Genomic DNA, 23,262 nt, shown 5'->3' with positions numbered 1-23,262 from the left:
GCCCTCGCCCACGGGCGGGATCCTCTTTACGGTCGGCGCATGGACGTCATCGAACTGCTGCCCCGGCTGCACCTGTTCCGCTTTCCCGTCGGCCAGGCCTATCTCTGGCGCGACGACGAGGAGTTGACGCTGATCGACGCGGGGCCGGTCGGCGCCGGCCGGCCGATCGCCGACGCGGTCACCGCGCTGGGGCACGCGCCCCGGGACGTTCGGCGCGTCGTGCTCACGCACTTCCACGAGGACCACGTAGGCGGAGCGGGCGAGTTCGCCGCGCTGAGCGGCGCCGAGGTGCTGGCGCACCGCCTGGACGCCCCGTTCGTCCGCGGTCAACGGCCGGGTCCGCCGCCGCGGACGGAGGAGTGGGAGCGGCCCCTGCACGCGGCGGCCCTCGCCCTGTTGCCCCCGGGGCCCCCGGTGCCGCCGGCCGCGCTCACCGAGCTGTCCGACGGCGAGGTGCTCGGCTTCGGCGGCGGCGCCCGGGTGGTGCACATCCCGGGGCACACGGACGGCAGCATCGCGGTGTTCCTGCCCGCGCACGGCGTGCTGTTCACCGGGGACACGGTGGCGGCGGCACCGGACGGGACGCCGATGCCCGGGGTGCTGAACCTGGACCGGGCGCGCCTGCTCGCCTCGATACGCCGGATGGCGGACCTGCAACCGGAGGTCGCGTGCTTCGGGCACGGCGACCCGGTGCTGTCCGGCGCCGCCGCCGTGCTCCGCTTGCTCGGTCGGCCCTCGACGCCGGGTCAGCCGACCGGCACCCCCGCCTCCAGGTAGAGCGCGCTGCCCCGTTCCCGGGCGCGCAGCGCCCAGCGCAGCCGCTCGTAGCGGACCGGGGGCAGCATCGCGGCGGCCTCCTGCTCGGTGGCGAACCGCCAGGCGCGCAGCTCCGGTCCGGGCAGCAGTACCCGGGACGCCTCGCCGGGCCCGAGCCGACCGCCGTCGAAGAGCAGCCGCAGCCCGCCGTAGCCGGGCGGGACGGGCCGTTCCCAGTCCACGACCAGCAGCCGGGGCACCTCCCGCAGCTGTATCCCGGTCTCCTCGGCGACCTCGCGCATCCCGGCGCGGGCCGGCGCCTCGCCGCGCTCCACCACACCGCCGGGGAACTCCCAGCCGGGCTTGTAGGTGGGGTCGACGAGCAGCACCCGGTCCTGATCGTCGAAGAGCAGCACCCCGGCGGCGAGCGTCTCGGCGGTCGGCTCCGGGGTCTGCACGATGTCGCAGGCGGGTACGGCGCCGTTGCCGACGGCCTCGGCGATGCGGACGGCGGTCTCGTACGGGGTGAGGGCGCTGGTGTCGAGCGGATGGGCGTCGGCGGTGAGCCAGGAGGCGAGGGCGGCGCGGTAGGGCTCGATGTGGTCGGAGGACCACTGCCGGACGCGTATCTCGCCGTCGGGTGCCTCGGGCGGGATCTCCCGGCCGGCTATCCGCTCCCGCAGGATCGTTTCGGTGGGAGCGAGGAGCAGATGGTGCACGGGGATCCGGCGGGCGGCGAGACCACCGAAGATCTCGTCGCGGTACTCCTGGCGGAGCAGGGTCATCGGCACCACGAGGGTGCCGCCCAGCTCGGCGAGCATCGCGGCGGCCGTGTCGACCACGAGCCGGCGCCAGATCGGCAGGTCCTGGAAGTCGCCGGCCTCGGCGAGGCGCTTGGGCGGCAGCAGGTGCGTCAGTGCCCCGCCGATGATCTCGGGGTCGAAGAGCGCGCTGTTCGGGATCAGGTCGATCAGCTCGCGTGCGGTCGTGGTCTTCCCCGCACCGAACGCGCCGTTGATCCAGACGACGGTCACGGACTCCCCCTCTTCTGTTGGCCCCCTGAGGATTGCCCGCTCCACCCTGCCATGGAAACCCCCGGCCGTTGAGGGCGTCTGTCCGGGCGCACACGGAAGTGCCGGTGTCCCCCTGCGTGGGAGACACCGGCACGGACGCCCTTCGCGACGGGTCAGTCGCGGTCGAGGACGGCCCGGTCGACGTCCAGGCTGTCGACGGCGACGAGGTCACCGACCTCGTCCACCGTGTCCGAGACGTCGAGCGGCCGGGCGGTCGCCGCGTGGGAGGGGGTGACGGCCGCCACGACGAAACCGGCGGCGAGGGTCGCGATGGCGAGCATGCTGCGCTTCTTCATGCGCTGATCAACTGCGCGGAGCGGCCGGAGGTCACGCGGAGCGCGGGAACTTGCCCCGGACCGCCGTTCCCGATCGAACACGTCCGAACAACGCCACGCCCGGCCTGAACGCCTCTTCCGACACAGTCCGACAAGTCCTACCGTGAGCGCGCACATGACGCGCACATGCCGTCATCCGCCGTTCGCGAGTGGGAGGAACGTCGACGATGCGTCACCCTCACAACCGCACGACCCGTTACAGAGTGGCCGGAGCGCTCACCGCCGGACTGCTGTGCGCGGCAGGCCTGGCCACCCCCGCCCTGGCGGCCCCCGCACCGGCCCCGGCGGCCCCGACCGCGTCCCCCGCCCTGGACGACGGCCTCGCCCTCACCCCGCCGATGGGCTTCAACAACTGGAACTCCACCTACTGCCGGGCGGAGTTCAACGAAAGCATGGTCAAGGGCATCGCGGACCTCTTCGTGACGAAGGGCCTGAAAGAGGCCGGCTACCAGTACGTCAACCTGGACGACTGCTGGGCCCTGCCCAAGCGCGACGCGAACGGTCGGCTGGTGCCCGACCCGGTGCGCTTCCCGAACGGCATCAAGGCGGTCGCGGACTACGTCCACGCCAAGGGGCTCAAGCTCGGCATCTATACCAGCGCCGGCACCAAGACCTGTGACAGCGTGGGACTTCCGGGCGCCCTGGGCCACGAGTACGAAGACGCCCGGCAGTTCGCCGACTGGGGCGTGGACTACCTGAAGTACGACAACTGCAACAACCAGGGCGTGGACGCCCAGCAGCGCTACCGGACCATGCGCGACGCGCTCAAGGCGACCGGCCGGCCCATCGTCTACAGCATCTGCGAATGGGGCGAGAACAAGCCCTGGGAGTGGGCCGCGGACGTGGGCCACCTGTGGCGGACCACCGGCGACATCAAGGACAACTGGCCCTCGGTGCTGTCGATCCTGAAACAGAACCTCCCCCTCGCCCGGTACGCCGGTCCCGGCCACTGGAACGACCCCGACATGCTGGAGGTCGGCAACGGCGGGATGACGGACACCGAGTACCGCTCGCACTTCTCGCTCTGGTCGGTCATGGCCGCGCCGCTGCTCATCGGCACCGACCTGCGCAAGGCCTCCCAGGCGACCTACGACATCCTGGGCAACCGGGAGGTCATCGCCGTCGACCAGGACCCGCTCGGCAAGCAGGGCACGGTCGTCTCCTCCGCGGGCGGACGCTGGGTCGTCGCCAAGCAGATGGCCGACGGCAGCCGCGCGGTGGCCCTGTTCAACGAATCGGGTACCGCCCAGCGGATCGGCACCAGCGCCGGCGCGGTCGGCCTGCCCCGCGCCGACGGCTACGCCGTACGCGACCTGTGGCAGCACCGCACCTACAACACCGCCGGCACCCTCGCCGCCACCGTCCCGGCCCACGGCACGGTCCTGCTGCGCGTCGCGGCCGACCGGCGCTGGGCCGCCCATCCGCCCGCCGTCGAACTGGGCCTGGACGGCGGCCTGCTGCTCACGGCAGGCACCCCGGTCACCCTCACCAGCACCGTCACCGACCTCGGGCGCACACCCGCGCGCCGCGTGTCCGTGGCGCTGACCGGCCCGGCCGGCTGGACCATACGGGCCACCTCGGCGACCACGGCCACCACCCTCCGCACCGGCCGGACACTGCGCACCGGCTGGCGGCTGACCGTGCCGGCCGGCACCCCGACCGGTTCCTACGGCCTCACCCTGCGGGCGAGTTACCGGTCGCCCTCCGGCACACCGGTCACCAGCACGGTCCCGCTGACCGCGGCCGTGGTCGTACCGCCACCGTCCGGGACGTCGTACCTGAGTGATCTGCCGTGGCTGTCGGCCGCCAACGGCTTCGGGCCGGTGGAGCGCGACACCAGCAACGGCGAGAGCGCCACGGGCGACGGCCGTCCGCTCACCGTCGGCGGCACGGTGTACGCCAAGGGGCTCGGCACGCACGCGCGCGGCGACATCTCCTTCTACACCGGCGGGGCCTGCGAGAAGGTCACCGCGTTCGTCGGCGTGGACGACGAGAAGGGCGCCAAGGGCAGCGTCGCCTTCGAGATCCTGGCGGACGACACCCGGGCCGCCGCCACCGGCGTCCTCACCAACGCGATGTCCGCCCAGCCGCTCACCGCCGACATCACCGGCGCCCAGGTGATCCGGCTCGTCGTCACCGACGGCGGCGACGGCACCGACTCCGACCACGCCGACTGGGCGGACGCACGGCTGAGCTGCTGAACGCCCGGTGTGCGAGGGGCCGGTGTCCGAACCGTTCGGTAATGTGTTCGTCCGGAGGGGGCCCGAACCACCGCTGCCGGACGGCAACGGCCGCCACGGCCGCGGCCGCGTCCCACGACCACGGGCGGCGGCGCGGCCGTCGGCCCCTGATCCGGGGGAACGGATACCGCGACGGACGGGGGAACACCGATGACGACCGCTCATGTCCTGCCCGGGGCCGGGAGCGGGCCACCGCCGGACGGTGGCACGGTCATCGACGTACGGGACCTGCGGATGCGCTACCGCGGCCAGGACGTGCTGAAGGGGGTCGGCTTCACCGCCCGGCGCGGCGAGGTCGTCGTGCTGCTCGGTCCGAACGGCGCCGGCAAGACGACCACCATCGAGATCCTGGAAGGCTTCCGCATGCGCTCGGCCGGTGACGTGACCGTCCTCGGCACCGATCCGGCCCACGGAACCGAGCGGTGGCGGGCGCGCCTGGGCATCGTCCTGCAGTCCTGGCGCGACCACGGCAAGTGGCGGGTGCGGGAACTGCTGGCCCATCTCGGCTCGTACTACGCGCCGTACTCCACCCCCGTCGTACGGCGGCCGTGGGACGTCGACGAGCTGCTCGCCGCCGTGGGGCTGACCGCGCAGGCGGACAAACGGGTCGGGACCCTCTCCGGCGGGCAGCGCAGGCGTCTGGACGTGGCCGTCGGCATCGTGGGCCGGCCGGAGCTGCTCTTCCTGGACGAGCCGACGGCCGGTCTGGACCCGGAGGCCAGGAGCGAGTTCCACGGTCTGGTGCGCGGGCTCGCGGACGAGAACACCACCGTCCTGCTGACCACGCACGACCTCGCCGAGGCGGAGCGGCTCGCCGACCGCATCCTCATCCTGGCCGGTGGCCGGATCGTCGCCGACGGCCCGGCCGGGGAGCTTTCCCGGCGGGCGTCGGCCGAGGCCACCGTGCGCTGGACGCGGGACGGGCGGGCCTTCGAGGAGACGACCACCGAGCCCACCCGGTTCGTGCGCCGACTGTTCGAGGAGCACGGCGAGGCGATAGGCGGGCTGGAGGTGCGCCGGGCGAGCCTGGAGGACACCTACCTGACGATGGTGCGGGAAGTGGAGGCGGGGAGCGCCGCCGGCGAGCGGGCGGCGCGCTCTTCCAGGGGGGAATCGCGATGAGTCCGGTGTGGTACGCGGCGAGGGCCGGGGTGCGGCGCGGTCTGACGGAACTCCGGCAGACCTTCACCACCGGCCAGGACGTGTTCGGGTACGTGCTCTGGACGGTTCTGCTCATGGCGCCGCTGTTGCTGGTCCGGGACGATCCGCTGGAGGGCGCCGGTATCTCGGCCGGGGCGTTCATGCTGCCGAGCATGGTGGGGATGACGCTCGCGTTCACCGGGATGCTGACCACGGCGCAGTTGCTCGCGACCGAGCGCGAGGACGGCACCCTGCTGCGGGCCAAGGCCGTGCCCCACGGCATGGTCGGCCACCTGGTCGGCAAGATCGTCATGGTGTCGGGGACGGCGCTGGTCTCCATGGCCCTCCCCTTCGCCGTGGGCGTGTTCCTGGTGGACGGGGTGGCCCGGCAGGGCGGCGGAGCGTTGCTGACGCTGGTGTGGGTGGTGCCGCTGGGTCTCCTGGCGACGCTGCCGATGGGCGCCGTCATCGGCTCACTCGTCAACAGTCCGCGGACCATCGGTCTGCTGATGCTTCCGGTGATGGGACTCGTCGTGATCTCCGGTATCTACTTCCCCCTGTCGAAGCTGCCCGAGTGGCTGCAGACCGTCGGGCAGGTCTTCCCCGTGTACTGGGTGGGCCTCGGGCTGCGGGCCGCGTTGCTGCCGGCCGGCGCCGTCACCGCCGAGGTCGGCGCGTCCTGGCGGCACCTGCAGACGGCGGGTGTGCTGGGCGCCTGGGCGGTCGCCGGGCTGCTCCTCGCTCCGTCCGTCCTGCGCAGGATGGCCCGCCGCGAGTCCGGGGCCACGATGGCGGAACGCCGCCGGAAGGCGATGCAGCGGGTCGGTTAGCGCCGGCCGGCGCCGCCTCGGGACCCGCACGGCCTTCGCCGCGTCCCCGGAGCGGGGCGACGGACGTCACCCCGGCGGACCCGCGGGGTCACGGCACTAGCGGCTCGCCGCGGTCGCGTCCGGGGCGCGGGACAGGGCCGCCGCGGCGGCGCCGACCAGGCCGGCGTCGGTGCCCATCCGGGCGGGTACGACGGTCAACCGCCGTACGAAGGACAGGGTCGCGTAGTCGGTGAGGGCCTTGCGCAGCGGGATGAACAGGATGTCGCCCGCCTTGCCGACGCCGCCGCCGATCACCGCGATGTCGATCTCGACCAGGGTCGCGGTGGCCGCGATACCGGCGGCCAGCGCCTGCGCCGCCCGCTCGAAGGAGGCGACGGCGACCGGGTCGCCCGCGCGGGCCGCGGCGGCCACCGCGGCGGCCGAGGTATCGCCGTCGGGGCCGGGGCGCCAGCCCTGCTCCAGCGCGCGGCGGGCGATGTGGGGACCGCTGGCGATGCGCTCCACGCAGCCGCGCGCGCCGCAGGGGCAGGGGTCGCCGTCGAGGTCGACGCTGATGTGACCGATGTGGCCCGCGTTGCCGGTGGGGCCGGGGTGCAGCCGCCCGCCGAGGACCAGACCGCCGCCGACGCCGGTGGAGACCACCATGCACAGCGCGTTGTCGTGGCCCCGCGCGGCGCCCTGCCAGTGCTCGGCCGCCGTGATCGCGACCCCGTCGCCGATCAGCTCGACCGGCAGGCCCCCGGTGGCCGCGCGCACCCGGTCGACCAGCGGGAAGTCCCGCCAGCCCGGCACGTTCACCGGACTCACGGTGCCCGCCGAGGCGTCCACCGGACCGGCGCTGCCGATGCCGACCGCGCCGGCGCGTCCCCACAGCGGCGACCCGGACAGCTCGCCGAGCACCTCCGCCACGGCCCGCATGACCGTTTCGCCGTCCTGCCGGGCGGGCGTGGGACGCTGGGCTCGGACCAGAAGGCGTCCGCCGCCGTCCACCAGCGCGCCGGCGATCTTGGTGCCGCCGATGTCCAGGGCCGCCACGAGGTCGGTGTGCATGAGAGTCAGATCTCCCCGTTGAAAGCTTGGGAACCAAAGAGAGCAGGCCGGTCGGAGCGGTGGGGGCGCACGCCGGAGACAGCGGTCGACAGTCTCTCTCGCATCTGACAACGTTGTCCAGGCTCTATGCTCGACGCCACATCCTCATACAAGCCCACGGATGCCGCACCCCCGTGGGCCAGAGGGACCACAGGCCGACGACCCAGACGGACGACAGACAGGACAGCACACCGTGCCCGAGACCACCCGCCGCGCAGACCGCCTCACCGGGAACCGCTACGGCAACCGTCCGACGATGAAGGACGTGGCGGCCCGTGCCGGGGTCGGGCTGAAGACGGTCTCCCGCGTGGTCAACGGCGAGCCGGGGGTCACCCCGGACACCGAGCGCCGGGTGCGGGAGGCGATCGACGCGCTCGGCTTCCGCCGCAACGACAGCGCGCGGGTGCTGCGCAAGGGGCGGACCGCGAGCATCGGGCTGATCCTGGAGGACCTCGCAGACCCCTTCTACGGCCCGCTCAGCCGTGCCGTCGAGGAGGTGGCCCGCGCCCACGGAGCGCTGCTGATCAACGGCTCCAGCGCCGAGGACCCCGAACGCGAGCAGGAACTGGCGCTGGCGCTGTGCGCGCGCCGGGTGGACGGGCTGGTGGTGATCCCGGCCGGGGACGACCACCGGTATCTGGAGCCGGAGATGCGGGCCGGTGTGGCGACCGTGTTCGTGGACCGTCCGGCCGGCCGGATCGACGCCGACGTGGTCCTGTCCGACAACTACGGCGGGGCCCGCGACGGCGTCGCCCACCTCATCGCGCACGGCCACCGGCGGATCGGCTTCATCGGCGACATGCCCCGGATCCACACGGCCGCGGAGCGGCTGCGCGGCTACCGGGCGGCCATGGAGGACGCCGGGATAACCGTGGCGGAGCGCTGGATGTCCCTCGGCGCGACCGACCCGGAGCGGGTGCGCCGGGCGGCGGAGGAGATGCTGGCCGGTCCGGACCCGGTGACCGCGGTCTTCGCCGGCAACAACCGGGTGACGGTCACCGTCGTCCGGGTGCTGGCCGAGCGGTCCCGCCGGGTCGCGCTCGTCGGCTTCGACGACTTCGAGCTGGCCGATCTTCTCCAGCCGGGCGTCACGGTCGTCGCCCAGGACTCGGCGGCCCTCGGCCGCACGGCCGCCGAACGCCTCTTCCGCCAACTGGACGGCACCCTGATCGCCCCGGAACGCATAGAACTCCCGACCCGCCTCATCACCCGCGGCTCGGGCGAACTGCCGCCGGCGGACTGAAGGGGGACGGGCGGCCGGGCGGGGCCGGGCCAATGGTGTGCGGAACCGGGCCGATGGTATGCGGAGCCGGCCCGCGCATTCCCGGCGGCGGCTTCCCGGCCGGGCGCCTCATCCGGCGGACGACCCTCGGCCGAGCCCCCCGCACCACCGCGCCGGGACGAGCGCCCCGCGCCCGCCCCGGCCGTACCGCCACAGCCGGTCGGCCACCATGGCGCCGAGCCACCGCGCACCACGCCGGGCGCCCCCGCGCCCGACGGCCCCGTGACCGTCGGGTTCGGTTGGCCGGCCGCCGGTGCGCGGGTTCGTACCGGCCGTCTCGGCCGAAGGGCGGTGGCTACTTCGCGGATGCCGTCAGGTCGCCGCGGCGGGGGGCGGCGAAGGATTCCAGGTCGGCTCGGGTGAGGCCGGTGAGGCGGGCCACCTCGGCGATGTCCAGGGCGCCGCAGTCCAGGCCGCGCAGCAGGTAGCCGCTGAGCGCCTTGGCGGTGGCGGGCTCGTCCATGACGTCACCGCCGGCCCGGTTGGCGTACCGGGCGAGGCGGGCCGCGGCCTGCTCGAAGCCCTCCCGGTAGAAGGCGAAGACGGCGGCGTAACGGGTGGGGATGTGCCCGGGGTGCATGTCCCAGCCCTGGTAGTAGGCACGGGCCAGCGCCCGCCGGGTCAGGCCGTAGTGGAGGCGCCAGGCGTCGTGGACCTTGGCCGTCGGGCCGACGGGCAGCACGTTCGTGGAGCCGTCCGAGACGCGGACGCCGGTGCCGGCCGCCGCGACCTGCATGACCGCCTTGGCGTGGTCGGCGGCCGGGTGGTCGCTGGCCTGGTAGGCGGCGGAGACGCCAAGGCAGGCGCTGTAGTCGAAGGTGCCGTAGTGCAGCCCGGTCGCGCGGCCCTCGGCGGCCTGGATCATGCGGGCGACCGCGGCGGTGCCGTCGGTGGCCAGGATGGACTGGCTGGTCTCGATCTGGATCTCGAAGCCCAGCCGCCCGGCGTCCAGGCCGTGCGCCTTCTCGAAGGCCTCCAGCAGCCGGGCGAAGGCGCGGACCTGCTCGGGGTAGGTCACCTTGGGCAGGGTGAGGACCAGGCCCTCGGGCAGGCCGCCGGCCTCCATCAGCCCGGTGAGGAAGACATCGAGGGTGCGGATGCCCCGGTCCCGTACCGCGGCCTCCATGCACTTCATGCGGATGCCCATGTACGGCGCGGCCGTGCCGTCCCGGTACGCCTCGGCGATCAGACGGGCGGCGCGGGCGGCCGCCGCGTCCTCCTCCGCGTCGGGGCGGGGGCCGTAGCCGTCCTCGAAGTCGACGCGCAGGTCCTCGATGGGCTCGCGCTCCAGCTTGGCCCGGACGCGGGAGTAGACCGGCTCGGCCAGCTCGTCGGACAGGCCGAGGACGGCCGCGAAGGAGGCGGCGTCCGTAGCGTGTTCGTCGAGCGCCGCGAGCGCCTGGTCACCCCAGGAGCGGATGGTGTCGGCGGCGAAGGCGTCGCCGGGCACGTACACGGTGTGGACGGGCTGCCGGGTGCCCGGGTCCCCGGGGTAGCGGCGCTCCAGCTCCGCGTCGACCGGTGCGAGGGAAGCGCTGATCTCCTCGCTGACGGCGCCCGCGAGGCTCGTCGCCACCTTCTCCTGCTGACCCATCCCACACCCTCCAGTTTTCCGCTTTATGGAATCAACAATCCGTATAGCGAAGTTATCTGGCAACCTTCCCGCTGGTCAACACCGCATCGTGTGTACTCCGCTCCGTGTTCTCGACACGGTCGCCTCCGTCTGGCACCGTGCCGGAGCCGCACCCCTTCGACCACACGGCCCGACGGCGACGAGTCGCCCGGAAGCCGCATCAGGAGGAGCACCCGTGCCGAGCCACAGCCGAGTCACGCGCCGCGGGGGCCTGAAGGCGGCGTTGGCCGCCGCGACCGCCGCGAGCCCCGTACCCCTGTCCAGTACAGCACTCTCCGCCGGCCCCGCCCCGACGGGTACGGATCACCGCGTCCGCCTGCGCGTCATGTCGTTCAACCTCCGCTACGCGAGCACCGCCGAGCCGCACAGCTGGGCCGCCCGCCGCCCCGTGACGCGCGCCCTGCTGCGCCGCGAGCGCCCGCATGTCATCGGCACCCAGGAGGGTCTCTACCAGCAGTTACGCGACATCGAGGCCGACCTCGGGACCGGTTACGACTGGATCGGCACGGGGCGCGCGGGCGGCAGCCGCGACGAGTTCATGGCCGTCTTCTACGACACGCGCCGGCTCGCACCCGAGGAGTACGACCACTTCTGGCTCTCCGACACACCGGACGTGATGGGGTCCAACACCTGGGGCGGCGGTTCCATCCGGATGGTGACCCGGGTCCGGTTCCGGGACCTGCTGTCGGGCGACCGGGAGTTCCACCTGCTGAACACCCACCTCGACAACCACAGCCAGTACGCCCGCGCGCGTGCCGCCGCCCTGATCGCCCAGCGCGTCGCCGGGCTCGACCGCTCCGTCCCGCTCGTCGTGACCGGCGACTTCAACGTGGCCGCCCACCGGAACCCGGTCTACGACACGATGCTGGGCGCGGGTCTGGTCGACACCTGGGACACGGCGGCCGAGCGCAGCGCGCTGTACGGAACCTTCCACGGCTACCGGCCGCCGACACCGGGCGGCGACCGCATCGACTGGATCCTCGCCGGCCCCGGTGTCACGGCGCACGAGGCCCGGATCAACACCTTCTCGTGGCGCGGGCAGTACCCGAGCGACCATCTGCCGGTGCAGGCTTCGCTGACGCTGGGATGAGGCGAGGCCCCCGTGACCGTCGGCGCGGTCACGGGGGCCTCGTACAGCGGGGCGGGGATCAGCCCTTGCGGGCCTTGATCTCCTCGGTCAGCTGCGGCACGACGTCGAACAGGTCGCCGACCACGCCGTAGTCGACCAGCTCGAAGATCGGGGCCTCCTCGTCCTTGTTGACGGCCACGATCGTCTTCGAGGTCTGCATGCCGGCACGGTGCTGGATGGCACCGGAGATGCCGTTGGCGATGTACAGCTGCGGCGACACGCTCTTGCCGGTCTGGCCGACCTGGTTGGTGTGCGGGTACCAGCCGGCGTCGACGGCGGCACGCGAGGCGCCGACGGCCGCGCCCAGCTGGTCGGCGAGGGCCTCGATGATCGCGAAGTTCTCCGCGCCGTTCACACCGCGGCCACCGGAGACCACGATCGCGGCCTCGGTCAGCTCCGGACGGCCGGTGGACTCACGCGGCGTACGGCCGGTGATCTTCGTGCCGGTCGCCTTGTCCGAGAAGGTGACGGACAGGGCCTCGACCGCGCCGGCGGCCGGGGCGGCCTCGACGGCGGCGCTGTTCGGCTTGACCGTGATGACCGGGGTGCCCTTGACGGCCCGGGACTTGGTGGTGAAGGACGCGGCGAACACCGACTGGGTGGCCACCGGGCCCTCCTCGCCGGCCTCCAGGTCGACGGCGTCGGTGATGATGCCCGAGCCGATGCGCAGCGCCAGGCGGGCGGCGATCTCCTTGCCCTCGGCGGAGGACGGGACCAGCACGGCGGCCGGGGAGACGGCCTCGTAGGCGGCCTGCAGGGCGTCCACCTTCGGCACGACCAGGTACTCGGCGTACTCGGAGGCGTCGTGGGTGAGCACCTTGACCGCGCCGTGCTCGGCGAGTGTGGCGGCGGTGTCGGCGGCGCCGTTGCCCAGCGCGACGGCGACGGGCTCGCCCAGACGGCGGGCCAGGGTCAGCAGCTCCAGGGTGGGCTTGCGGACGGCACCGTCCACGTGGTCGACGTAGACGAGGACTTCAGCCATGGGATTGCTCTCCTGCGTAACGAAGTTGAGGGGCGGTCAGCGGGGCGGACCCTTAGATGAACTTCTGGGCCGCGAGGAACTCAGCGAGCTGCTTGCCGCCCTCGCCCTCGTCCTTGACGATGGTGCCGGCCGTGCGGGCCGGACGCTCGGTCGCGGACTCGACCTTGGTGAAGGCGCCGTCCAGGCCGACCTCCTCGGCCTCGATGTCGAGGTCGGACAGGTCCCAGGACTCCACCGGCTTCTTCTTGGCCGCCATGATGCCCTTGAAGGAGGGGTAGCGGGCCTCGCCGGACTGGTCGGTCACGGAGACGACCGCCGGGAGCTGCGCCTCAAGCTGCTCGGAGGCGGCGTCGCCGTCGCGGCGGCCCTTGACCGTGCCGTCCTCGACGGAGACCTCGGACAGCAGGGTGACCTGCGGGACGCCCAGGCGCTCGGCGACCAGCGCGGGGACGACGCCCATGGTGCCGTCGGTGGAGGCCATGCCGGAGATGACCAGGTCGTAGCCGGCCTTCTCGATGGCCTTGGCGAGCACCAGGGAGGTGCCGATGGCGTCGGTGCCGTGCAGGTCGTCGTCCTCGACGTGGATGGCCTTGTCCGCGCCCATGGACAGGGCCTTGCGGAGCGCGTCCTTGGCGTCCTCGGGGCCGACCGTCAAAACGGTGACCTCGGCGTCGTCCGCGTTCTCCGCGATCTGCAGGGCCTGCTCGACCGCGTACTCGTCCAGCTCGGAGAGCAGACCGTCCACGTCGTCGCGGTCGACGGTCAGGTCATCGGCGAAGTGCCGGTCGCCAGTGGCGTCGGGCACGTACTTCACAGTGACAACGATCCTCAAGCTCACGCCGGCTCTCCTACTGCATCGTCATTTCGGGCTGCCTCTTGCAGGCAGCATAGGCGCCTCAAGCGGCCGTTCCCGGTCGGGGCGTCCGCGCGCTCCGAACGAGATATTACTCGTCAGTACACCCAGTTCCTGCCCGCTAAGCAAGCGCTTTGAACTGTGACCTTCGCAACGCAGCGTAACCGGAACTCGACGGGCCCGCAGGGGCGCGCGGCGTGATCAATCCCGCAGAGCGTTGAAGCGGCCCTGGTGGTAGAGGAGCGGGCGGCCGGTGCCCGAGGGGTCGCCGAGCACGACCTCGGCGAGCACGATGCGGTGGTCGCCGGCCGGGACGCGCCCGACGACCCGGCACACCAGCCAGGCCAGTACGCCGTCCAGCACCGGCACCCCTTCCGGCCCCTCCCGCCAGGCGGTGGGCGCGCCGAAGCGGTCGGCGCCGCTGCGCGCGAAGGTGGCGGCCAGGTCGCTCTGGTGCTCGCCGAGTATGTGCACGCCGACGTGGTCCGTCCCGGCGATCGCGGGCCAGCTGGAGGCGCCCGTGCCGATACCGAAGGAGACGATCGGGGGTTCGGCGGAGACGGAGGTGAGGGAGGTGGCGGTGAAGCCGACCGGGCCGGAGGCGCCGCGCGCGGTGATCACCGCCACACCGGCGGCGTGCCGGCGGAAGACGGAGCGCAGCAGTTCCGGGGAGGCGGTCCGGGGGGTGCCGAGTTCGGGCGTGGCCGTCATGGATTCGTCCTTCTGCCGGGGGTCACGAGCGGGTCCGCGGGTGCTCAACGGCCCGGACACCCCGCGCTCGCGGTACGGGCCAGGTCGATGTGGGCCCGTCCGTAGAGAAGGAGTTCGGTCGGCATGCGGTCAGGTTGGCGACAGGCCAGGCGTACCGTCAAGCGGCTTCCACGATCCGGAAGACGGCGCACCGCGTGCCGGGCGGGGCTCATACCGCTTCGCCCAGGGCCGCTATGACATCGGCCTTGCGGGGCTGTCCGGTGGCGCGCCGCACCACCCGTCCGCCGGCGTCCAGCACCAGAACGGTGGGCGTCTTGCCGATCTCCAGCGCGCGTACGAGGTCCAGGTGGGCCTCGGCGTCGATCTCGACGTGGGTCACGCCCGGGACCATCCCGGCGACCTCGCCGAGGACCCGCCGGGTGGCCCGGCAGGGCGCGCAGAAGGCGCTGGAGAACTGCACCAGCGTGGCCCGCTCCCCCAGCGCCGCGCCGAGTTCGGCCGCCTCGATGCGCCTGCCGTCGTCGCGCCCGCCCACCCGCACTCTCCCGTTCCGCCGCCGGCGCGGCTCGTCGCGGCGGGCACGTCAGGGGGCGCGCCGCCGGTCCGGTCGTCATCAGCACAACCGGTTCCGGGGCCGCGAAGATTCCCGGCGGCACCCCCGGAGAGGTAAAGGGGGCCTAAAGATCCGAGGTGGGATGTAGGCCGACGTGACGAGGATCTCGTGTTAGGGGGGCACCAGAACTGGCTACCCGTACGTTCTTCGGGCACGATCTGCGAGACGCCGTAAACCTACGGCTGCGTAACCTTCCCGCCGGGAGCCCCCTTTCCCGAGCAGAGCAGAAAGGGCACACCCCGCCCATGGCAGAGCTGGTCTACCGTCCCGTCATCGGTATCGCCAAGACGGCGTTCAAGGTCTGGGATCTGAAGATCGACTGCCGGGGGTCGGAGAACATCCCACGCTCGGGCGGCGCCGTGCTGGTGAGCAATCACATCAGCTATCTGGACTTCATCTTCAACGGTCTGGCCGCCCTGCCGCAGAAGCGGCTGGTGCGCTTCATGGCGAAGGATTCCGTCTTCCGGCACCGGATCTCCGGGCCGCTCATGCGGGGCATGAAGCACATTCCGGTGGACCGCGGGCAGGGCGAGGCGGCGTACGCGCACGCGCTGGACTCGCTGCGCTCCGGCGAGGTCATCGGGCTGTTCCCGGAGGCGACGATCTCGCAGTCCTTCACGCTGAAGGGCTTCAAGTCGGGTGCGGCCCGGCTGGCCCAGGAGGCGGGCGTCCCGCTGATCCCGATGGCGGTGTGGGGCACGCAGCGGCTGTGGACGAAGGGACAGCCGCGCAACTTCAAGCGCAGCCACCTGCCCGTCACCGTCCGGGTCGGCGAGGCGGTGGAGGCCCCGCGCGACCAGTACGCCGGCGCCATCACCCGCCGGCTGCGCGAGCGCGTCCAGGAACTGCTGGAGGCCGCGCAGCGTGCCTACCCGGGCCGCCCCAAGGGCCCGGAGGACTCCTGGTGGCTGCCCGCGCACCTCGGCGGTACGGCGCCCACGGCGGAGGAACTGCGGGCCGTACAGGCGTGACGCCCCGCTGCGCTCGGCCGTCGCGGGCACTCGCGTGCGCTGTCAGGCGGGGCCGGTAGATGCGGTCCACCCGTCGTCGGGGTACGGCCGTGTGCCGGTGCGGGTGGTAGCCGAGTGCGGGTGGTATACGGCCGGTCGCGCAGTCCCCGCGCCCCTTCGGGCACGTCGGCGCCGGGGTGTCACCGGGGCGAGCCGGGCTCATGCGGACCACCCGCCGCCCGAGTACGGCCGCCTCCCGGGTGCGGGTCGTTCGGGGGCGGTCGCGCGGTTCCCCGCGCGCCTTCGGGGGCGTTTCGGCTCACGGAGTCTCAGAGGCTCGACGGGAGCGTCTTCCACAGGTGCGGACGGTCGGGGGCCGTGCGCAGGGCGGTGAGGACCGCCGGGTGCGGGGTGGCGTACAGGCCCGGGTAGTCCGTCTCGCCGGCCGCCGGGTCCGGGGTCCAGGCCAGCCGCTCGCCGGTGAGGGAGAACCGCGCGGCCACGCCCGGCTTGTTGCCGCGGGGATCCTGCCGGTGCCAGGCGCCGTGGAAGCGCACGGCGACCAGGCCGTGGAGCAGATGGCCGCCCGCGTCGTCGGTCAGACGCTGGTAGCACAGGGCCGTGGGGATGTCCTCGGCCCGTAGCAGGGCGGCCAGGGCGTGGGACTTGGCGTGGCAGATGCCGGTGCCCAGGGTCAGCACGTCGGAGGCGCGCCAGGTGACGCGCGGGTCCCCGGAGTCCTGGGAGTGCGGGATGGTGTCGCGTACGAACTCATAGGCGGCCCGCGCATATTCATACGAGTCGGCGGCTCCGGCCGCGAGACGCGCGGCGGTTTCCCGGACCACCGGGTGATGGTGGTCGATGACCTCGTCCGCGGCCAGGTAGGCGGACAGGTCGGCGGTGTTCTGGATCAGCTCCATGCCCGCAGAGCATAGAAACGCGATCACCCAGGAGTCAATGACTTTCCAGGCGATCGCATAACTATGCAGAGTCGGAGGCCTAGCGGGCCATCTCCTCCTTCAGGGCCGCCACGAACGTGTCGACGTCGTCCTCCGTGGTGTCGAAGGAGCACATCCAGCGCACCACTCCGGCGGCCTCGTCCCAGAAGTAGAACCGGAACCGCTTCTGCAGCCGCTCGCTCACGTCGTGCGGGAGCCTGGCGAAGACGCCGTTGGCCTGCACGGGATAGAGGATCTCCACCCCGTGCACCGCGCGCACGCCCTCGGCGAGCCGCCGGGCCATCTCGTTGGCGTGCCGGGCGTTGCGCAGCCACAGGTCCTTGGCGAGCAGCGCCTCCAACTGCACCGAGACGAAACGCATCTTGGAGGCCAGCTGCATGGACATCTTCCGCAGGTGCTTCATCTGCCGCACCGCGTCCTGGTCGATGACGACGACGGCCTCGCCGAACAGCGCGCCGTTCTTCGTCCCGCCCAGCGAGAGGATGTCCACGCCGACCGCGTTGGTGAACGTCCGCATGGGCACGTCCAGGGAGGCGGCGGCGTTGGCTATCCGGGAGCCGTCCAGGTGCACCTTCATGCCGTGCGCGTGGGCGTGCTCGCAGATCGCGCGGATCTCCTCGGGCGTGTAGAGGGTGCCCAGTTCGGTGGACTGCGTGATCGACACGACCTGCGGCATGGCCCGGTGCTCGTCCTCGAAGCCCCAGGCCTGCCGGTCGATCAGCTCCGGGGTGAGCTTGCCGTCGGGCGTGGGCACGGTGAGCAGCTTCAGCCCGCCCATACGCTCGGGGGCGCCGCCCTCGTCGACGTTGATGTGCGCGCTCTCCGCGCAGATCACCGCGCCCCACCGGTCGGTGACCGCCTGGAGCGCGACCACGTTGGCGCCGGTGCCGTTGAAGACCGGGAAGGCCTCCGCGGTGGCGCCGAAGTGGCTGCGCACAATCCGCTGGAGGTGCTCGGTGTAGTCGTCCTCGCCGTACGCCACCTGGTGGCCGCCGTTGGCGAGGGCCAGGGCGGCCAGCACCTCCGGGTGGGCCCCGGCGTAGTTGTCACTGGCGAAACCGCGGACCTGCGGGTCGTGATGGCGACGCGCGTCGGTCTTGGGAGGGTTCACGGCTTCTCGGTCAGCCACAGACGGTTTCCGTTCACTTCCGCGGCGGGCTTGCTCCAGACGCCCTCGATGGCCTCGGCCAGGTCCTTGACGTCCGTGAAACCCGCGAACTTCGCGTTGGGGCGTTCGGCGCGCATCGCGTCGTGCACCAGCGCCTTCACCACCAGGATGGCAGCCGCCGAACGCGGGCCCTGCTCGCCCCCGGCCTTGCGGAAGCCGTCGGCCATGGCGAGCGTCCAGGCCTCGGCGGCGGCCTTGGCCGCGGAGTACGCCGCGTTGCCCGCCGTCGGCTTGGTCGCGCCGGCGGCGCTGATGAGCAGGTACCGGCCGCGGTCGCTGCGCTGGAGGGCGTCGTAGAAGGCGAGGGAGGTGTGCTGGACGGTGCGGACGAGCAGCTTCTCCAGCAGGTCCCAGTCGGCGAGGTCGGTGTCGGCGAAGGTGGCGCTGCCACGCCAGCCGCCGACGAGGTGGACCAGGCCGTCGATCCGGCCGTGGTCCTGCTCGATGCGCGCGGCCCAGGCCCGGGTGTCCTCCGGGTCGAGCAGGTCGACGGTCTCGCCGGTGACCGTGGCGCCGCCGCGGGCGTAGCGCGCCGCGTCGACGGCCTCCGCGAGGCGTTCGGGGTTGTTGTCGGCGCCCACGACGACCGCGCCCGCCTCGGCGAGCCGGACCAGGGCCGCGTGTCCGGCGGGGCCGCCCGCGCCGGCCACCGCGATCACCGCACCACTGAGAGACCCGTTGTTCCCGTTCCCCACGTTGTTCCCCTCTTGCACAGTGTTGTGGACGCGGTCGCTCACGCGGCGATCCGCTCGGCGCCGTCCGCCGTGATGCCCTTGGTGGAGGCGATCACATTCTTCAGCTTCTTCGCCAGCGCCTCATAGAACATGCTCAGCGGAAACTCGTCCGGAAGCACGTCGTCCACCAGCTTGCGCGGCGGCTGGGTCAGGTCCAGGGCGTCGGGGCCCTTGGCCCACTTGGATCCGGGGTGCGGGGCGAGGTAGGTGGAGACCAGTTCATAGCCGGCGAACCAGTGCACCAGCTTCGGGCGGTCGATGCCGTCCCGGTAGAGCTTCTCGATCTCGGCACACAGCTGGTTGGTGACCCGCGGGGCGCGCTCCCAGTCGATGGAGAGCTTGTTGTCGGTCCACCGGATGACGTCGTGCTTGTGCAGGTAGGCGAAGAGCAGCTGACCGCCGAGGCCGTCGTAGTTGCGGTTGCGGTCGCCGGTGACGGGGAAGCGGAACATGCGGTCGAAGAGCACCGCGTACTGCACGTCACGGGCCTGCGGCACGCCGTCCGCCTGGAGCTTCACGGCCTCCTTGAAGGCGGTGAGGTCGCAGCGCAGCTCCTCCAGGCCGTACATCCAGAACGGCTGGCGCTGCTTGATCATGAACGGGTCGAACGGCAGGTCGCCGTGGCTGTGGGTGCGGTCGTGGACCATGTCCCAGAGCACGAAGGCCTCTTCGCAGCGCTTCTGGTCGTGGACCATCGCGGCGATGTCCTCGGGCAGCTCCAGGCCCAGGATCTCCACGGCGGCGTCGGTGACGCGGCGGAACCGGGCGGCCTCGCGGTCGCAGAAGATGCCACCCCAGGAGAAACGTTCCGGCGCCTCCCGGACCGCGATGGTCTCCGGGAAGAGGACGGCGGAGTTGGTGTCGTAGCCCGAGGTGAAGTCCTCGAAGCTGATGCCGCAGAAGAGCGGGTTGTCGTATCGGGTGCGCTCCAGCTCGGCCAGCCAGTCCGGCCAGACCATGCGCAGCACGACCGCCTCCAGATTGCGGTCCGGGTTGCCGTTCTGGGTGTACATCGGGAACACGACCAGGTGCTGGAGGCCGTCCACACGGTGCGCGGCGGGCTGGAAGGCCAGCAGCGAGTCGAGGAAGTCGGGGACCTCGAAGCCGCCCTCGGCCCAGCGGCGCAGATCCTTCACGAGGGCCTGGTGGTAGACGGCGTCGTGCGGGACCAGCGGGGAGAGCCGCTCGACCGCGTCGGCGACGCGGTCGACGGCCGCCTCGGCGTCGGCCCGCCGCGGGGCACCCTCGGCATCGAAGTCGATCGATCCGTCCTTCGACTGCCATGGCCGGATCTGCTCCACGGCATCCTTGAGCACGGCCCAGGCCGGGTGCTCGACCACCCTCGTCGGCGAAGGAATCCGCCCTTCCGCGCCTGCCTGCACAAGAATTTCCGTCATGTCCCATCCTCCACCGGAGAACCTCGCGTATGGATACCGTATGCGTACCCTGTTTCTCTCAGCAAGACCGAGGGCGGGAAATTATTCTGTCCGCCCCCATGGTCACCAATGTTTTTCCTGCCGTAAACCGTGACGGCGCTCACTTCCACTGCCGGCGCACGCTCCCCCGCGCGACGGCGCACCGGAGTGTCAAGCGACGGCGGACGCGCCCACGGGAGGGTGACGGCCAAGGCGGTTACCGGCCAACCGTCGCTTGCCCCGGTTCCCGAATGCCCGGTGTAGCCGCGGGTCCATCGCACGGCCCGGCCATTAGGCTGCGGCCTTGCCGCGTGGACGTCGACGTTCCGGCACGGGTCCGTCGGTCCGCGCGTCGCCGAGCCGCCGTCGACGGAAGCGAGTCGAACCTTGAACTTCCTTACCATCGGTCATCGCGGGGTCATGGGCGTCGAGCCCGAGAACACCCTTCGTTCCTTCGTCGCCGCGCAGCGGGCCGGCCTGGACCTGATCGAACTCGATCTGCACCTGAGCAAGGACGGCGCCCTGGTCGTCATGCACGACGCGGAGGTGGACCGCACCACCGACGGCTCCGGGCCGATCGCCGAGAAGACCCTCGCGGAGCTGCGCGCCCTGGACGCGGGCCGCGGGGAGCGGGTGCCGGTGTTCGAGGAGGTGCTGGAGGCGGTGCGCGCGCCGCTGCAGGCGGAGATCAAGGATGTGGCGGCGGCCCGGGCGCTGGCCGAGGTGATGCGCGCGCGGGATCTGACCACACGGGTGGAGGTGTCCTCGTTCCACGACGAGGCGATCACCGAGATCGCGCGGCTGGTGCCGGGGGTGCGGACGGCGCTGGTCGCGAGCCGCTACGGCACCGAGGTGGTGGACCGCGCCGTCGCCGCGGGCGCCGCGACCGTGTGTCTGAACATCCGCCGGCTCACCCTGGAGGTCGTGGAGCACGCGCGCGCCTCGGGGCTGCGGATCCTCGGCTGGGTGGTCAACACGCAGGAGCAGCTGCGCCTGGTCCGCGCCCTGGAGCTGGACGGGGCGACGACCGACTACCCGGAGATCAAGCGCACGGGCCGCTTCACGGCGTAGCCGTCGGCGATCGCGGCGTGAACCGGCTGTCGCCCCCTCAGGTGAGCTTCTTGACCAGCAGCTCGAACTCCAGGTCGTCGCGGAGCGGGATGCCGAAGCGCTCGTCGCCGTACGGGAACGGGGACATCCGTCCCGTACGGCGGTAGCCGCGGCGTTCGTACCAGGCGATCAGGTCCTCGCGCACGGCGATGACCGTCATGTGCATCTCCCCGACGCCCCAGGCCTGCCGGCACCGGCGCTCGGCCTCCGCCAGGACGGCCTTGCCGAGGCCCGCGCCCTGCAGGGCGGGGCTCACCGCGAACATGCCGAAGTAGGCGTGGTCGCCGCGGTGCTCCAGCTGGCAGCAGGCGACGATCCGGCCGTCCCGCTCCACGGTGAGCAGCCGGCTGTCCGGCGACTTGATCACCTCCAGCACCCCCTCGGGGTCGGTCCGCTGCCCCTGGAGGATGTCCGCCTCGGTGGTCCACCCGGCCCGGCTGTCGTCCCCCCGGTACGCCGACTCGACGAGCGCGACGAGGGCGTCCACGTCGGCGTCGGTGGCGTCGCGGAAGGTGAGTCCGGTGGCGGGGGTGTCCATGACGGTGGTCTCCGATCTGGGGCGTGGCCGGGGCACCGAAGAGGGTAACCCTGCTGCATGGTGCATGTACTCAGCAGCCGGACCCTGCTCCGGCCCTCCGATCCCGAACGCTCCCGCGCCTTCTACGGCGAGCAGCTGGGCCTGTCCGTCTACCGCGAGTTCGGGACCGGCCCCGAGCGCGGCACGGTCTACTTCCTCGGCGGCGGTTTCCTGGAGCTGTCCGGCCGGTCCGAGGACCCGCCCTCGCCCGCGGTACGGCTGTGGTTGCAGGTCGCGGACGCGGCGGCCGCGTGCGAGGAGCTGCGGGCGCGGGGCGTGGAGATCGTGCGGCCCCCGGTGAAGGAGCCCTGGGGCCTGGTCGAGATGTGGATCAGCGATCCGGACGGCACGCCGATCGTCCTGGTGGAGATCCCGGCGGACCATCCGCTGCGGTACCGGCCCGGGATCTGAGGCCGGGCCGCGCACATGCCCGGGGACGGCGGCGGCTTCACCGTTCACCGGGCACCTGCGCGGGCCGTACGGCCGTGCGGCCGGGCGTCCGGCGGCCGGGCGGGTGTTTGCCTTCGAGGGCGCTCCAGCTTCTAGCGTCACCCGCAGCACCTGCGAGTTCGCTCGCATCGTCGGCGAGTTCGCTCGCCTCACCTGCGAAGAGGGAGACACCCGTGCGGTACACGCTGTTCGGACGGACCGGGTTGCGCGTCAGCGAGCTGGCGCTGGGCACCATGACCTTCGGTGAGGACTGGGGCTGGGGCGCCGACAAGGACACCAGCGCCCGGATCCTCGACGTCTACGCCGACGCGGGCGGCAACTTCGTCGACACCGCGAACAACTACACCTCCGGCAGCGCCGAGCGGATCCTCGGCGAGCTGCTCGCCGGGCGCCGCGACCGGTTCGTGCTGGCGAGCAAGTACACCTGCGGCACCCGTGACGGCGACCCCAACGCGGCGGGCAACCACCGCGCGAACCTCGTCCGGTCGGTCGAGGACAGCCTGCGCCGGCTGCGCACCGACCGGCTCGACGTGCTGTGGGTGCACGCCCGGGACAACTTCACCCCGGTGGCGGAGGTGATGCGCGCCCTGGACGACGTCGTCCGCGCGGGCAAGGTGCTCTACGTGGGCGTCTCGGACTGGCCGGCCTGGGAGATCGCGCAGGCCAACACCCTTGCCGAGCTGCGCGGTTGGACGTGCTTCGCGGGCTCGCAGCTGCGCTACAGCCTGCTGGAGCGCACCCCGGAGCGTGAACTGCTGCCGCAGGCCCGGGCGTTCGACCTCGCCGTGTTCGCCTGGGCGCCGCTGGCGGCGGGCCGGCTCACCGGGAAGTACCGGCGCGGCGGGACGGGGCGGCTGGACCGGCTGGACGTGCGGCCCGCGGCGTGGGAGGAGGACGTCGTCGGCGCGGTCGTGGAGATCGCCGAGGCGGGCGGCTGGAGCCCGGCGCAGGTGGCCCTGGCCTGGCTGCTGGGCCGGCCCGGGAACGTCGTACCGCTCGTGTCGGCCACCCGGCCGGAGCAGCTCGTGGACAACCTCGGGTGCACCGGGGTCCGGCTCGACGCGGACGCGCGCGCCCGCCTGGACGAGGTGAGCGCCGTCCCGCTGGGCTTCCCGCACGACTTCCTGCGGGAGGAGCCCATCACCCGCAATGTGTACGGCGACAGGTGGCCGGACATCACCGACCGCCGCTCCACATACCGCCGTACCGTGCACGACGTCCTGTGACGTCCGG

Annotated in this window: 23 protein-coding genes; 10 read left to right on the top strand and 13 right to left on the bottom strand. The window is 72.5% G+C overall.

What is annotated here, in order from left to right; genetic code table 11:
• Positions 1–39 precede the first annotated feature (39 nt).
• The gene (locus ABD350_RS19395) at positions 40–777 is read left to right on the top strand and encodes an MBL fold metallo-hydrolase (RefSeq protein ID WP_344349432.1); all 738 of its coding nucleotides are present in this window, start codon (positions 40–42) and stop codon (positions 775–777) included.
• Here the strand turns inward: ABD350_RS19395 and ABD350_RS19390 are convergent.
• Together ABD350_RS19390 and ABD350_RS19385 are read right to left on the bottom strand one after the other, a co-directional pair.
• Positions 747–1,790: an NUDIX hydrolase gene (locus tag ABD350_RS19390; protein WP_344349431.1), complete on the bottom strand. Its 1,044-nt coding sequence runs from the start codon at positions 1,788–1,790 to the stop codon at positions 747–749. The genes ABD350_RS19395 and ABD350_RS19390 overlap by 31 nt on opposite strands.
• A gap of 152 nt (positions 1,791–1,942) precedes the next feature.
• The gene (locus ABD350_RS19385; protein WP_344349430.1) at positions 1,943–2,125 is read right to left on the bottom strand and encodes a hypothetical protein; all 183 of its coding nucleotides are present in this window, start codon (positions 2,123–2,125) and stop codon (positions 1,943–1,945) included.
• A gap of 206 nt (positions 2,126–2,331) precedes the next feature.
• Here ABD350_RS19385 and ABD350_RS19380 point away from each other — a divergent pair, with 206 nt between their 5' ends.
• The 3 genes from ABD350_RS19380 to ABD350_RS19370 all read left to right on the top strand — a co-directional run bounded on the left by ABD350_RS19380 (position 2,332) and on the right by ABD350_RS19370 (position 6,374).
• Positions 2,332–4,365, top strand: a complete 2,034-nt coding sequence (locus ABD350_RS19380) for an NPCBM/NEW2 domain-containing protein (protein ID WP_344349428.1) — start codon at positions 2,332–2,334, stop codon at positions 4,363–4,365.
• Between the two features lie 189 nt (positions 4,366–4,554).
• Positions 4,555–5,526 (top strand): ABC transporter ATP-binding protein, encoded by a 972-nt coding sequence (locus tag ABD350_RS19375; protein ID WP_344349426.1) that lies wholly within the window; start codon positions 4,555–4,557, stop codon positions 5,524–5,526.
• Complete coding sequence (locus ABD350_RS19370; protein WP_344349425.1) at positions 5,523–6,374, top strand: ABC transporter permease; 852 nt, start codon at positions 5,523–5,525, stop codon at positions 6,372–6,374. Before ABD350_RS19375 ends, ABD350_RS19370 begins: the two co-directional genes overlap by 4 nt.
• 96 nt (positions 6,375–6,470) lie before the next feature.
• Here ABD350_RS19370 and ABD350_RS19365 read toward each other — a convergent pair whose 3' ends face one another.
• Positions 6,471–7,424, bottom strand: coding sequence for an ROK family protein (locus tag ABD350_RS19365; RefSeq protein ID WP_344349424.1), 954 nt, complete (start codon positions 7,422–7,424; stop codon positions 6,471–6,473).
• A gap of 232 nt (positions 7,425–7,656) precedes the next feature.
• On the opposite strand from ABD350_RS19365, the gene ABD350_RS19360 reads away from it, so the two are divergent.
• Positions 7,657–8,706, top strand: a complete 1,050-nt coding sequence (locus ABD350_RS19360) for a LacI family DNA-binding transcriptional regulator (RefSeq protein ID WP_344349422.1) — start codon at positions 7,657–7,659, stop codon at positions 8,704–8,706.
• A 334-nt stretch (positions 8,707–9,040) separates the two neighbouring features.
• Here ABD350_RS19360 and ABD350_RS19355 read toward each other — a convergent pair whose 3' ends face one another.
• Positions 9,041–10,339, bottom strand: coding sequence for a DUF6986 family protein (locus ABD350_RS19355; RefSeq protein ID WP_344349421.1), 1,299 nt, complete (start codon positions 10,337–10,339; stop codon positions 9,041–9,043).
• A 214-nt stretch (positions 10,340–10,553) separates the two neighbouring features.
• On the opposite strand from ABD350_RS19355, the gene ABD350_RS19350 reads away from it, so the two are divergent.
• A complete protein-coding gene (locus ABD350_RS19350) occupies positions 10,554–11,468 on the top strand; it encodes an endonuclease/exonuclease/phosphatase family protein (RefSeq protein WP_344349420.1) in 915 nt (304 codons plus the stop codon).
• A gap of 58 nt (positions 11,469–11,526) precedes the next feature.
• Here the strand turns inward: ABD350_RS19350 and ABD350_RS19345 are convergent, their stop codons facing one another.
• From ABD350_RS19345 to ABD350_RS19330, 4 genes are all read right to left on the bottom strand, one after another.
• Positions 11,527–12,489: an electron transfer flavoprotein subunit alpha/FixB family protein gene (locus ABD350_RS19345; protein WP_344349418.1), complete on the bottom strand. Its 963-nt coding sequence runs from the start codon at positions 12,487–12,489 to the stop codon at positions 11,527–11,529.
• Between the two features lie 52 nt (positions 12,490–12,541).
• Positions 12,542–13,327, bottom strand: coding sequence for an electron transfer flavoprotein subunit beta/FixA family protein (locus tag ABD350_RS19340; RefSeq protein ID WP_344349417.1), 786 nt, complete (start codon positions 13,325–13,327; stop codon positions 12,542–12,544).
• Positions 13,328–13,543: 216 nt separating this feature from the next.
• Positions 13,544–14,053, bottom strand: a complete 510-nt coding sequence (locus ABD350_RS19335) for a flavin reductase family protein (protein WP_344349416.1) — start codon at positions 14,051–14,053, stop codon at positions 13,544–13,546.
• Between the two features lie 208 nt (positions 14,054–14,261).
• Complete coding sequence (locus ABD350_RS19330) at positions 14,262–14,594, bottom strand: TlpA family protein disulfide reductase (RefSeq protein WP_344349415.1); 333 nt, start codon at positions 14,592–14,594, stop codon at positions 14,262–14,264.
• A 317-nt stretch (positions 14,595–14,911) separates the two neighbouring features.
• Between ABD350_RS19330 and ABD350_RS19325 the strand changes: the two genes are divergently transcribed.
• On the top strand, positions 14,912–15,637 hold the full coding sequence (locus ABD350_RS19325) for a lysophospholipid acyltransferase family protein (RefSeq protein ID WP_344349414.1): 726 nt from the start codon (positions 14,912–14,914) through the stop codon (positions 15,635–15,637).
• Positions 15,638–15,945: 308 nt separating this feature from the next.
• On the opposite strand, the gene ABD350_RS19320 is transcribed toward ABD350_RS19325, so the two are convergent.
• The 4 genes from ABD350_RS19320 to ABD350_RS19305 form a co-directional block, all read right to left on the bottom strand.
• The gene (locus ABD350_RS19320; protein WP_344349413.1) at positions 15,946–16,536 is read right to left on the bottom strand and encodes a transglutaminase-like domain-containing protein; all 591 of its coding nucleotides are present in this window, start codon (positions 16,534–16,536) and stop codon (positions 15,946–15,948) included.
• Between the two features lie 79 nt (positions 16,537–16,615).
• The gene (locus ABD350_RS19315) at positions 16,616–17,686 is read right to left on the bottom strand and encodes a threonine aldolase family protein (RefSeq protein ID WP_344349412.1); all 1,071 of its coding nucleotides are present in this window, start codon (positions 17,684–17,686) and stop codon (positions 16,616–16,618) included.
• Positions 17,683–18,480, bottom strand: a complete 798-nt coding sequence (locus ABD350_RS19310) for an SDR family NAD(P)-dependent oxidoreductase (RefSeq protein WP_344349411.1) — start codon at positions 18,478–18,480, stop codon at positions 17,683–17,685. The genes ABD350_RS19315 and ABD350_RS19310 overlap by 4 nt, the downstream gene beginning before the upstream one ends.
• Positions 18,477–19,874, bottom strand: a complete 1,398-nt coding sequence (locus tag ABD350_RS19305; RefSeq protein ID WP_344349409.1) for a DUF6421 family protein — start codon at positions 19,872–19,874, stop codon at positions 18,477–18,479. The genes ABD350_RS19310 and ABD350_RS19305 overlap by 4 nt, the downstream gene beginning before the upstream one ends.
• Positions 19,875–20,279: 405 nt before the next feature.
• On the opposite strand from ABD350_RS19305, the gene ABD350_RS19300 reads away from it, so the two are divergent.
• A complete protein-coding gene (locus tag ABD350_RS19300; protein WP_344349407.1) occupies positions 20,280–20,963 on the top strand; it encodes a glycerophosphodiester phosphodiesterase in 684 nt (227 codons plus the stop codon).
• A 37-nt stretch (positions 20,964–21,000) separates the two neighbouring features.
• Here ABD350_RS19300 and ABD350_RS19295 read toward each other — a convergent pair whose 3' ends face one another.
• Positions 21,001–21,540: a GNAT family N-acetyltransferase gene (locus tag ABD350_RS19295; RefSeq protein WP_344349406.1), complete on the bottom strand. Its 540-nt coding sequence runs from the start codon at positions 21,538–21,540 to the stop codon at positions 21,001–21,003.
• A gap of 57 nt (positions 21,541–21,597) precedes the next feature.
• Here ABD350_RS19295 and ABD350_RS19290 point away from each other — a divergent pair, with 57 nt between their 5' ends.
• The gene (locus tag ABD350_RS19290; protein ID WP_344349405.1) at positions 21,598–21,990 is read left to right on the top strand and encodes a VOC family protein; all 393 of its coding nucleotides are present in this window, start codon (positions 21,598–21,600) and stop codon (positions 21,988–21,990) included.
• A gap of 212 nt (positions 21,991–22,202) precedes the next feature.
• Positions 22,203–23,255 carry an aldo/keto reductase gene (locus tag ABD350_RS19285; protein ID WP_344349404.1) on the top strand — a complete coding sequence of 351 codons (1,053 nt, stop codon included), beginning with the start codon at positions 22,203–22,205 and terminating at the stop codon, positions 23,253–23,255.
• Positions 23,256–23,262 lie beyond the last annotated feature (7 nt).

The organism is Streptomyces nogalater, from assembly GCF_039532885.1.
Classification (GTDB): domain Bacteria; phylum Actinomycetota; class Actinomycetes; order Streptomycetales; family Streptomycetaceae; genus Streptomyces; species Streptomyces nogalater.
Note: the sequence above shows the minus strand (reverse complement) of the source record. Positions and strands in the feature narration are given on the sequence as shown.